This window comes from Pseudomonas sp. UV AK001 (assembly GCF_046097675.1).
Classification (GTDB): Bacteria; Pseudomonadota; Gammaproteobacteria; order Pseudomonadales; family Pseudomonadaceae; genus Aquipseudomonas; species Aquipseudomonas kribbensis.
In genome coordinates, this window is record NZ_JBJUVZ010000008.1 from 109,782 (window position 1) to 119,621 (window position 9,840).

Sequence of the window (9,840 nt, forward strand, 5' to 3'; positions counted from 1 at the left end):
TTGAAGTTTTTTTTCATTTATAAGTACGGCGTCGCAAAACGGCACTTGCCTCAACCCGCGAGCATCGGATAGGTGAACAGGCCGAAGTGCAGCAGGTTCAGACCAAAGTGCGTGGCGATCGCTGCAGCAAGTCCGCCAAAACGATAGGCCAGACCATAGCCGAGCCCCGCCAGACCCGCCAGCAACACCCATTGCCAGCCGGCGCCCACATGCACCAGGCCGAACAGCAGGGACGCGAGCAGCAGCGCGAGGTTTTCGCCGTAGGGCAGGTGTTTGAATTGCCGGCTCAGGCCGCCCTGTATATAGCCGCGAAACAGCGCTTCTTCGACCAGCGTCACCAGCAGCAGGTTGTTCAGCACCCACAACCACGCCTGATCCGGCCATTTCGGCGCCCAGGTGATCATGCCCAGCAACACCGCGCCGCCCAGCGCCAGAATCACGCTCAACGTCAGTGCCAGTGCGGTGGCGTAAACGGTCAGGCGCAACGAGCGCCGCGCGACAATCCATGGGCAGACCAGCAGCAGCCAGAAGCCGATCAGCGGTTTGTCGAGGTTCACGAACATCGAGAACGGCACGGCGTTGTCGGTGAAGCGCTGCGCCGGGATGGCCCGGCCGTTATAGAAGCCCGGCAGCCAGTGCATGGCCAGCGCCACGGCCAGCACGATAAACAGGCCATGACCGAGAAAGCGTCCGACCGGCACGGTTTGCTGGCGCACGGCGTAACCGGCGAAAACCAGCAGTGCAATGGAGATCAGCGCCAGCCAGCCGAGCTGGCCGAAACTCAGCGCCAATCCGTAACCAAGGCTGAGAAGCCCGAGATAGAGCCATGGCAAAGCTGTCATGGAAAGTCCTTGTGCACGATTTGTGGACAGGCTTTCTACACGGGTGGGGGCGAGGGGACAAGTGAAGGTGTGACGGGATGTGGGGACAACGCGTGAATCCGAATCCATACACAAACCCAATGTGGGAGCGGACTTGCTCCCACAGGGTTTTGTGTTTGGCTGGAGATCAGCGCAGATTGAGCTTCGCCGCCGCGCGCTCGGTGATTTCCCGGCGCAGTCTCAGCGAAGGCGCCGCACGCTTGCGCGCCTCATCGACAACCGCACTCGGTGCCGTCTCCGGACTGCCCGAATCAAACGGCGGCGCCGGCGCATATTCCAGCTGCAACTGCACCAGTTGCGCCGTATCGACACCCACCAGTTCCTGCGCCAGCGTCAGCGCGAAATCGATCCCGGCCGTGATGCCGCCCCCGGTAAACAGATTGCCGTCACGCACCACCCGATCCTTCACCGCAATTGCGCCCAGTGTCGGCAGCAAATCGTGATAAGCCCAGTGCGTAGTCGCCCGTTTACCCTGCAACAGACCCGCCGCGCCAAGCACCAGCGAACCGGTGCACACCGACGTCACGTACCGCGCCGTTGCAGCTTGCGTCTTGATGAACGCCAGCGTCTGCCCATCTTCCATCAACGGTCCGACCCCGGCACCGCCGGGAACGCAGATCACATCCAGATCCGGGCAGTCCTCGAACGTGGTGGTCGGTTTCAGCAGCAACCCGGTGCTGGAGTTGACCGGCACCAGATCCTTCCAGACCAGATGCACCTGCACGTCCGGCAACGAGGCCAGCACGTCATACGGGCCGGTCAGGTCGAGTTGCTGCACCTGGGGAAACAACAGAAAACCGATCTGCAACGCCATGATTCTTCTCCGTGAAAAAGGGTGGACGGCTTCACTGTAGGCGCGTAGGTTTTGGCGCATACGCCAATAAACCCTCGAATTACGCCAAATGCCGAAAACCATCCACGTCCTCGCGTTCGCCAATGTGCAACTGCTCGACGTCACCGGGCCGTTGCAGGTCTTCGCCTCGGCCAACGATATTGCCCGCCAGCAGGGTTTGCCCGTGCCGTACGCGCCATCGGTCATCGCCAGGGGTGGCGGGGCGGTGAACTCCTCGGCCGGGTTGGCAATGCTGGCCGAACCGCTGCCGAAACAGCCCAGCGATACGCTGATCATCGCCGGAGGCTGGGGCGTGTATGCGGCCTCCGAAGATGTCGAGTTGGTGAGCTGGGTGCGCGAACACGCCAACGGATGCCGGCGCGTGGCGTCGGTCTGTACCGGGGCATTTCTGCTGGCGGCCAGCGGCTGGCTCGACGGTCGCCGGGTCGTCACCCACTGGACCCGCTGCGAGCAACTGGCACAGAAACACCCGCGCTTGCAGGTTGAGCCCAATCCGATCTTCATCAACGACGGCCCGGTCTGGACCTCGGCGGGCGTCACCGCCGGCATCGACCTGGCGCTGGCCATGGTCGAAGACGACCTCGGTCGCGACATGGCCCTGGACGTCGCCCGGCAACTGGTGGTGTTCCTCAAACGTCCGGGCGGCCAATCGCAATTCAGCGTGACGCTGTCGCTGCAAAAACAGGGCAATCGCTTCGACGATCTGCATGCGTGGATTGCCGAACACCTGACCTGCGACCTTGGCATCCCGACCCTCGCCGAACAGGCCGGCATGAGCGAGCGCAGCTTCGTGCGCCACTACCGCGCCGACACCGGCCAGACCCCGGCCCGGGCCATCGAACTGATCCGCGTTGAAACTGCGCGCCGGTTGCTGAGCGATACGGGATTGCCGATCAAACGGGTGGCGGCCAATTGTGGATTTGGCAGTGAAGAGACGTTGAGACGCAGTTTCCTGCGGGCCATGGGTGTGACGCCGCAGGCTTATCGGGAGCGGTTTTCGGTCAGCGCTGGAGCAGATCCAGTAATGCCTTGAGCGTCTCGTTCGGCGCTTCCTCGGGAATGTTATGCCCGACACCGGCCAGCACCCGCCGCTCGTAAACTCCGGTGAAGTGATGGGCATCTTCATCGTCTTCCGGCGCCGGGCCTACACCATCATCGGCACCGCACAGCGAAATCGTCGGAACGGCGATCGCCGGTTGTTTCTCCAGCGCCTGCTCCATCCACTCCAGCGCCGGATCGCCCGGCGCATACATGAAGCGATGGCGATAAGAGTGAATCACCACCTCGACGAAATCCGGGTTGTCGAACGCCGGTGCGCTCAGCGGATAGCGCTCGGCGTTCCGCGCCCAGGTCGGCGACCACAACTGCCACAGCAACTCGCACAGCGCCCGTCGATTCTGCGTCAGTCCTTCAACGCCACGGGGTGTGTGGAAGTAGTACTGATACCAGAAACGGTGCTCGGTCTCGGGATCCAGCGGCTGAATCGAATGCGGAATGTCTTGCAGGTTGTAGCCATCGCCCGTCACCAACCCGCGCACGCGCTCGGGAAACAGCGCCGCCACAATGCACGCCGCCCGACCACCCCAGTCGTAACCGCAAAGCGTCGCCTGCTCGATACCCAGTGCGTCCATCAGATCCAGCAGATCCTGAGCGAGCGCCGCTTGCTGGCCGGAACGCAGCGTGTCCGCGCTGTTGAAACGGGTCGGCCCGTAGCCGCGCAGATACGGCACGATCACCCGGTAACCCTTGGCGGCGAGAGGCGGGGCGATTTCGTCGTAGGCGCGAGGGGAGTAGGGGAAGCCGTGAAGCAGGATGACCGGCGTGCCGTTTTCCGGGCCGTGATGCTCATAGGCGATGGTCAGGCTTTCAGTCTTGCAAAACTGCATCACGGCTTGGGTCATCTCACTCTCCCGTTATCCGAACAACACCTTCTGCCAATGGTCTTCGCTGATGATGGCAATCGGCACACCGCTGTCCCGAAGTTCAACGGCTTTCTTGATCTTGGTGCCGTAGCTGCTGTGAAGCCATTGATCATTACCAATGCTGCCCACCACCAGATAATGAATCTTTTTGCTGACCGAGCCGCCGATCAGTCCACCTCGCTCGACAATCAGCGCCTCACAGTCCTTGCGGGGACCGTAGGCCATGACACCGGTGAACAGAAAGACACGATCAGCACAGCTCAATGCCGGAGCAGGGTTGTCCAGAGGTAGAGAGGTTGAGGCAACGAAGGGTTGCTGTGCGCCGACTGGAAGACCTGCGAACTGGTGAAGCATTTCCAGCAATTCGACTGACTCTTCTGCATCAAGAACACCATCACTCAGCATGTCGGCGAGACGCTTATAAAGGATGTTGACGACCGGATCACTCAGATGGATCAAGTGAGTTTCAATCCAGTTCTTGAGAAATTCTGCTTCCTGCTGATTGATCTTGCCGTCTGCGGCAAGCCCAGCGGCGATTCCAACCAGCGCGTCGGCGGAGCGACGGTCGATTCGGGCCTGATGAAAGAAACTGCTGTTCTGAAACTCCTGATGCAGATCGACCATTGCGGCTTCTCCTTAAGCCTCGGCTTCCGCCACCTGATTGAAATACTTGCTGCGATCCGGGGTAAACGTCACCACCATCTTCGTCCGCGAACAGGTCATGACTCGCTCGGCACCCAGATCAATATCCAGATCTTCCCCGCGCAACCCCTGCCACTGAGCCAGGTACTTCAGCGATCCGTACTTTTCATTCTTCTTCAGGCTGCGACTCACGCCACCTTTCCAGCCGAGTACCGGCAGTTCATCGGCACAGCAGCGCTGGGCAAGGTCGGGGAAGCGGGCGGCGCGCTGGCGGCCGATTTCCCAGCATTTGATCAGGCCCTTGTCGGCGGCGTCCCACAGTTCGTCGCGCTTCAGGCCGGTGCGCAGAGGGGAATCGATGGGGCGGTGGATGCGTTGGCTCATTCTGGTTCCTTGAATCGGGTTTTTATTGGACAGCTCCGCTGTGCCCGTTGCGGTGGATGGTAGGGGGGGATGTAACAGCTGGCAACAAGGTATTTCGGGGTGTAAGTGCGAGTTGCGGGCCAAGCGTTACACGGGGTTGGCAGGTTTTTGTAGGCCGTGCCATCAACAAGTTGTATCGAAAGGAATCGATTGTGTGGGCCAGCCCTTCAACAACAAGGCTCGGGAGTGTTTGCCGCTAGTAGGTGGCCATCCTACAAGCGGCGATTGGGGTTGAGATCTTTCTTACAGGCACTGGCGAATAAGGATGACTACGGCTGCCAATAATTCTTCTCCCCACTCAACTTGCGATCCAGAAAACTCGCCGCGCTGATCAGCGCCAGATGGGTCAATGCCTGGGGCGTATTGCCCAGATGCCGGCCACGGTTGTCGAACTCTTCGGCATACAGCCCCAACGGATTGGCGTAACGCAGCAATTGCTCGAACTCCAGATGAGCCTTTTCCAGTTGCCCGGCGCGGGCCAGACATTCCACGTACCAGAACGAGCACGCGGCGAAGGCGCCTTCGGTGCCGGACAAACCGTCGATCCCCGAATCGTCATTGCGATAGCGGTAAACCATGCCGTCACGCACCAGGTGTTTTTCGATGGCTTCCAGTGTCGCGAGCCAGCGCGGATCCTTGGCGCTGACGAAGCGCACCAGCGGCATCAGCAACATCGAACCGTCCAGCGCGGTGCCGCCCTGGTATTGCACGAAATGCCCGCGCTCCGGGTTCCAGAAGTTGTCCCAGATGTCGGCATGAATGGCCTGGCGGGTCTGGTCCCAGCGGGCGAAGGGTGCAGGCAGCGAGCGTTTCGAAGCGAGGCGGATCGCCCGGTCCAGCGCCACCCAGCACATCAGGCGCGAATGCAGGAAGTGATGTTGCTCACCGCGCATTTCCCAGATGCCTACATCCTTGGTCTGCCAGGTCTCACAGACCTGATCGACCACTTCCATCACATGTTTCCAGCCTTCGTGGGAAATCGCGTCGCCGTACTTGTTGACCAGATAAACGGCGTCCATCAGTTCGCCGAAGATATCCAGCTGAATCTGGTCGTAGGCGCCATTGCCGATCCGCACCGGTTTTGCGCCGCCATGCCCGGACAAGTGCGTGAGTTCGGTTTCCGGCAGTTCCTGGCGGCCGTCGATGGCGTAGAGGATGTTGAGTTTCATCGGCTGACCGCTGCAATCACTGACCCGCCCGCGCAGCCAGCGCATGTAGCCGTTGGCTTCATCGACAAAACCCAGGCGCATGAAGGCGTAGACGGTGAACGAGGCGTCGCGGATCCAGGTGTAGCGGTAATCCCAGTTGCGTTCGCCGCCGGGTGTTTCCGGCAGGCCGAACGTGGCGGCAGCGAGGATTGCGCCGTGTTGGCGTGAGGTCAGCAGCTTCAGGGCCAGGGCCGAGCGGTTGACCATTTCCCGCCAGCGGCCGCGATAGTTGGACTGGCCGATCCAGTCACGCCAGAACTTCAGCGTGCGTTCGATGCACAGCTTGGCGGCCCCTTCGGCAAAGCGCGGATCATCGCTGGCGCCGAGCATGAATGCTGCCGTTTCATCCTGCTTGAGGGTGAATTGCCCGACTGCCGCATCGTGATCGACGCTCAAGGCTTGATCCGAGGCCAGCCGCAGTGTCGGCTGCCCGCTGGCGCTGAACAGCACATCCTTTTTATCGGTTATGGCGCGGGTTTCAGCGCGGGCGTAGTCATGCCTGACGGCGCAGCGCAGATGAAACGTTGCCTGCCCGCTGACTACTCGAACCCGGCGGATCAAAACCGGTAATGCCTCATCGTTGTCGCCAATGGGCAGCAGATCGGTGATTTCCACCACCGCATGGTCGCTGAGCCAGCGGGTCTGCAGGACGTTGGTATCCGGCAGGTAAATCTGCTCGCGCCGGGCATCGGGCAGGTCCGGAGCCAACTGGAAAATCCCCGCATCGGGCGTGTCCAGCAGCGAACAGAAGATCGACGGGCTGTCGAATTCCGGCCAGCAGAAGAAATCCACGCTGCCCTTGTCATTGACCAGCGCCGCACTGCGCATGTCGCCAATGATGCCGTGGGCGTCGATGGGGCTTTGTCGTTCGGAAGGGTGTTCAGCCATTGCCACGGAACTCCGGATAGAGGCTCATGCCGCCGTCGATGAACAGGGTGGTGCCGACGATGTAGTCGGAGGCATCGGAGGCCAGGAACACCACCGCGTTGGCCACGTCCTCGACATCGCCGATGCGCCCGTAAGGAATGAGTTTGAGCAGGGCCTGGCCGGCGTCGCCTTCGGTGGCGTCTTTATTGATCGCCGTGCGAATCGCTCCCGGTGCGATACCGTTGATGCGGATGCGCTGGTGGCTGACTTCCTGGGCCAGGGTCTGCATCAGTTGATCGACGCCGCCCTTGGACGCCGCGTAGTTCACATGCCCGGCCCAGGGAATGCGCTGGTGCACCGAACTCATGTGGATGATCTTGCCGGCGGCCCGGGACACGCCTTCGCGCACGCCCTGACGATTGAAGATCCGCAGCGCGGCGCGGGCACAGAGGAACTGGCCGGTGAGGTTGACGCCGATCACCGTGTTCCAGTCTGCCAGCGATATATCCACAGCCGCCGCGTCCTTTTGCAGGCCGGAATTGGCCACCAGAATGTCCAGCGTGCCGAAGGCGTCGAGGGTCTGCTGGAATAGTCGCTCCACGTCCTCTTCCTTCGAAACATCCGCACCGATGGCGATGGCCTGGCCACCGTCGGCGACGATCTGCCGGGCCAGCGCTTCGGCCGGCTCGGCCTGGCGGTTGTAATTGATGACCACGGCGGCACCGGCCGCGGCCAAGGCTTTGGCGGCGCCGTGGCCGATGCCGGAACTGGCACCGGTGACCAGTGCTACTTGGCGGGCGAGGGAAATCTGCATGCAGGGTCGCGCCTTGGGTTGAGGGCTTACTTAGCTGACTGATGGCTGGCGACGAGAGTTCATCTGCGTACATGAAATGATCGACAGCTTGGCGCCACAGCGATTGGCCCTGCACACCACAGGGACTTCACATTCCACCAACAATTCCTCGCTTTCCCGCCCGTCAGGCTTTGTGGCAAGTTGGCCGCCCCTGATGAGGCTGTATCCGATGGCAAACCCTTACCGCGAACTGTTCAACGCCCCCGGCGCCCGGGCCTTTGTGATGGCCGGGATGATCGCGCGCATGCCGATTTCCATGACCGGCATCGGCGTGATCACCATGCTTTCGCAGTTGACCGGCGGCTACGCGCTGGCCGGTGGTGTGGCGGCGACCTTTGCCCTGGCCACGGCGTTCTGCGCGCCGCAGGTGTCGCGGCTGGTAGACCGTTACGGGCAGGGGCGGATCCTGCCGGTGTCGGCGCTGATCGGTGGCGGGGCATTGCTGATGTTGTTGCTGTGCACCCGTTTGCAGGCGCCGAACTGGACGCTGTTCGTCTGCGCCGCGCTCGCCGGTTGCATGCCGAGCATGTCGGCGATGGTGCGGGCGCGCTGGACGGAAATCTATCGCGGCCAGCCGCAATTGCAGACCGCTTATGCGCTGGAGTCGGTGCTCGATGAAGTCTGCTTCATTGTAGGGCCGCCGCTGTCGGTGGGGCTGTGCGTCGGCGTGTTTCCCGAAGCCGGGCCACTGGCAGCGCTGATCATGCTGGCCATCGGCGTGACGGCATTCGTCGCCCAGCGCAGCACCGAGCCGCCGGTGCATCCTCATGAGTCCCATCATCAGGGCTCGATCATTCGCTCCACCGACGTGCAATGGCTGTTGCTGTTGATGGTCGCCATGGGCATGATCGTCGGCGTGGTCGATGTGGTCAGCGTCGCATTCGCCCAGCAGCAGGGGCAACCGGCGGCGGCGAGCATCGTGTTGTCGGTGTATGCCATCGGTTCCTGCCTGGCGGGCATCGCGTTCGGGGCGATGCGCTCGAAGCTGCCGTTGCCGCGCCTGTTTCTCTATGGCGGGCTGGCGACTGCGGTGACTACGCTGCCGCTGTTGCTGGCGACCAATATCTTCGGCCTGGCCCTGGCGGTATTCATCGCCGGGCTGTTCTTCTCGCCGACCCTGATCGTGGCGATGGCGTTGATCGAACGCATCGTGCCACCGGCGAAACTCACCGAAGGCCTGACCTGGCTGGTGACCGGCCTGAGCATCGGCGTGGCCATCGGCGCCGCCGGTTCCGGTGCGCTGGTGGATGCGTTCGGTGCCCGCAGCGGGTTCTGGCTGGCGATGGTGGCCGGGGCGGTGGTGCTGGCGTCGGCGGTGCAGAGTTTCCGTCACTTGAAATGACTGGATAGACGCGCGCGGGCTAATTTCTGCAGGGCCGCCTTCGTTCTTCTATACAGACAACTTTTCGAGGTAAGCCGGGTGACTCAGCTGACATTGCTGTGCCTTCCTTATTCGGGCGCCAGTGCCATGGTCTACAGCCGCTGGCGGCGCAAATTGCCGCAGTGGCTGACGCTGCAACCGGTAGAACTGCCGGGTCGTGGCGCACGTTTTGGCGAAGCGCTGCAAACCGATATGCGGACGCTGGCCCGTCAGTTGGCCAGCGAACTGCAAACGACCCTGCGTGCGCCTTATGCCATTTTCGGCCACAGCCTCGGCGCGCTGCTGGCCTGCGAACTGGCCCATGCCTTGCGCGCTCTGGGGTTGCCGGAACCGGTTGCGCTGTTCGCCTCCGGCACGGCGGCGCCAACGCTGCGCAGTGACTATGACCGTGGTTTCGCTGAGCCGAAGAGCGATGCCGAACTGATCGAGCAGTTACGTACCTTGAATGGCACCAGCGAAGAAATTCTCGCCAATGCCGAGTTGATGAGCCTGACCCTGCCGGTGCTGCGTGCCGATTTCCTGTTGTGCGGACGTTTTCAGCCGATCCAGCGCCCCCTGCTCAAATGTCCGGTGCATGTGCTTGGCGGTACCACCGACCGCGCGACCACCGAGCAGTTGATCGGCTGGAGCAAGGAAACCCTCGGCAGTTTCTCCGTGGACATGCTGGCCGGTGGTCATTTCTTCATCCATGAGCACGAGGCCAAAGTGCTGAAAGTCATCAAGGACCAGCTCGACGTACATCACCGGCGCCACGCGCTGGCAGTCAGCGCCTGAATTCCAATCGACGACTGCAGGCTGTCGGCCTGTGGT

10 protein-coding genes are annotated in these 9,840 nt (G+C 62.0%); 3 read left to right on the forward strand and 7 right to left on the reverse strand.

The window, feature by feature from the left end; genetic code table 11:
- Positions 1 to 50: 50 nt before the first annotated feature.
- Together ACKLNA_RS21215 and inhA are read right to left on the reverse strand one after the other, a co-directional pair.
- A complete protein-coding gene (locus ACKLNA_RS21215) occupies positions 51 to 842 on the reverse strand; it encodes a lysostaphin resistance A-like protein (protein WP_408986984.1) in 792 nt (263 codons plus the stop codon).
- 166 nt (positions 843 to 1,008) lie between these two features.
- On the reverse strand, positions 1,009 to 1,695 hold the full coding sequence (inhA, locus tag ACKLNA_RS21220) for an isonitrile hydratase (RefSeq protein WP_408986985.1): 687 nt from the start codon (positions 1,693 to 1,695) through the stop codon (positions 1,009 to 1,011).
- Positions 1,696 to 1,783: 88 nt separating this feature from the next.
- Here inhA and ACKLNA_RS21225 point away from each other — a divergent pair, with 88 nt between their 5' ends.
- Positions 1,784 to 2,767, forward strand: a complete 984-nt coding sequence (locus ACKLNA_RS21225; protein ID WP_408986986.1) for a GlxA family transcriptional regulator — start codon at positions 1,784 to 1,786, stop codon at positions 2,765 to 2,767.
- On the opposite strand, the gene ACKLNA_RS21230 is transcribed toward ACKLNA_RS21225, so the two are convergent.
- From ACKLNA_RS21230 to ACKLNA_RS21250, 5 genes are all read right to left on the reverse strand, one after another.
- A complete protein-coding gene (locus ACKLNA_RS21230) occupies positions 2,736 to 3,635 on the reverse strand; it encodes an alpha/beta fold hydrolase (protein WP_408986987.1) in 900 nt (299 codons plus the stop codon). The genes ACKLNA_RS21225 and ACKLNA_RS21230 overlap by 32 nt on opposite strands.
- A 12-nt stretch (positions 3,636 to 3,647) precedes the next feature.
- Positions 3,648 to 4,280, reverse strand: coding sequence for a BRCT domain-containing protein (locus ACKLNA_RS21235; RefSeq protein WP_408986988.1), 633 nt, complete (start codon positions 4,278 to 4,280; stop codon positions 3,648 to 3,650).
- Between the two features lie 12 nt (positions 4,281 to 4,292).
- The gene (locus ACKLNA_RS21240; protein ID WP_408986989.1) at positions 4,293 to 4,682 is read right to left on the reverse strand and encodes a hypothetical protein; all 390 of its coding nucleotides are present in this window, start codon (positions 4,680 to 4,682) and stop codon (positions 4,293 to 4,295) included.
- A 308-nt stretch (positions 4,683 to 4,990) separates the two neighbouring features.
- Positions 4,991 to 6,817, reverse strand: a complete 1,827-nt coding sequence (locus ACKLNA_RS21245) for a glycoside hydrolase family 15 protein (protein WP_408986990.1) — start codon at positions 6,815 to 6,817, stop codon at positions 4,991 to 4,993.
- Positions 6,810 to 7,610 (reverse strand): glucose 1-dehydrogenase, encoded by an 801-nt coding sequence (locus ACKLNA_RS21250; RefSeq protein ID WP_408986991.1) that lies wholly within the window; start codon positions 7,608 to 7,610, stop codon positions 6,810 to 6,812. The genes ACKLNA_RS21245 and ACKLNA_RS21250 overlap by 8 nt, the downstream gene beginning before the upstream one ends.
- Positions 7,611 to 7,818: 208 nt before the next feature.
- Between ACKLNA_RS21250 and ACKLNA_RS21255 the strand changes: the two genes are divergently transcribed.
- Entirely contained in the window at positions 7,819 to 8,991 is a 1,173-nt protein-coding gene (locus ACKLNA_RS21255; RefSeq protein ID WP_408986992.1) for an MFS transporter, read from the forward strand.
- 78 nt (positions 8,992 to 9,069) lie between these two features.
- A complete protein-coding gene (locus tag ACKLNA_RS21260; RefSeq protein ID WP_408986993.1) occupies positions 9,070 to 9,804 on the forward strand; it encodes a thioesterase II family protein in 735 nt (244 codons plus the stop codon).
- Positions 9,805 to 9,840: the final 36 nt, after the last annotated feature.

Bases quoted from the DNA above. Each gene is read 5' to 3' on its own strand.
- ACKLNA_RS21215 (WP_408986984.1), bottom strand. From the start codon at position 842: ATGACAGCTTTGCCATGGCTCTATCTCGGGCTTCTCAGCCTTGGTTAC.
- inhA (WP_408986985.1), bottom strand. From the start codon at position 1,695: ATGGCGTTGCAGATCGGTTTTCTGTTGTTTCCCCAGGTGCAGCAACTC.
- ACKLNA_RS21225 (WP_408986986.1), top strand. From the start codon at position 1,784: ATGCCGAAAACCATCCACGTCCTCGCGTTCGCCAATGTGCAACTGCTC.
- ACKLNA_RS21230 (WP_408986987.1), bottom strand. From the start codon at position 3,635: ATGACCCAAGCCGTGATGCAGTTTTGCAAGACTGAAAGCCTGACCATC.
- ACKLNA_RS21235 (WP_408986988.1), bottom strand. From the start codon at position 4,280: ATGGTCGATCTGCATCAGGAGTTTCAGAACAGCAGTTTCTTTCATCAG.
- ACKLNA_RS21240 (WP_408986989.1), bottom strand. From the start codon at position 4,682: ATGAGCCAACGCATCCACCGCCCCATCGATTCCCCTCTGCGCACCGGC.
- ACKLNA_RS21245 (WP_408986990.1), bottom strand. From the start codon at position 6,817: ATGGCTGAACACCCTTCCGAACGACAAAGCCCCATCGACGCCCACGGC.
- ACKLNA_RS21250 (WP_408986991.1), bottom strand. From the start codon at position 7,610: ATGCAGATTTCCCTCGCCCGCCAAGTAGCACTGGTCACCGGTGCCAGT.
- ACKLNA_RS21255 (WP_408986992.1), top strand. From the start codon at position 7,819: ATGGCAAACCCTTACCGCGAACTGTTCAACGCCCCCGGCGCCCGGGCC.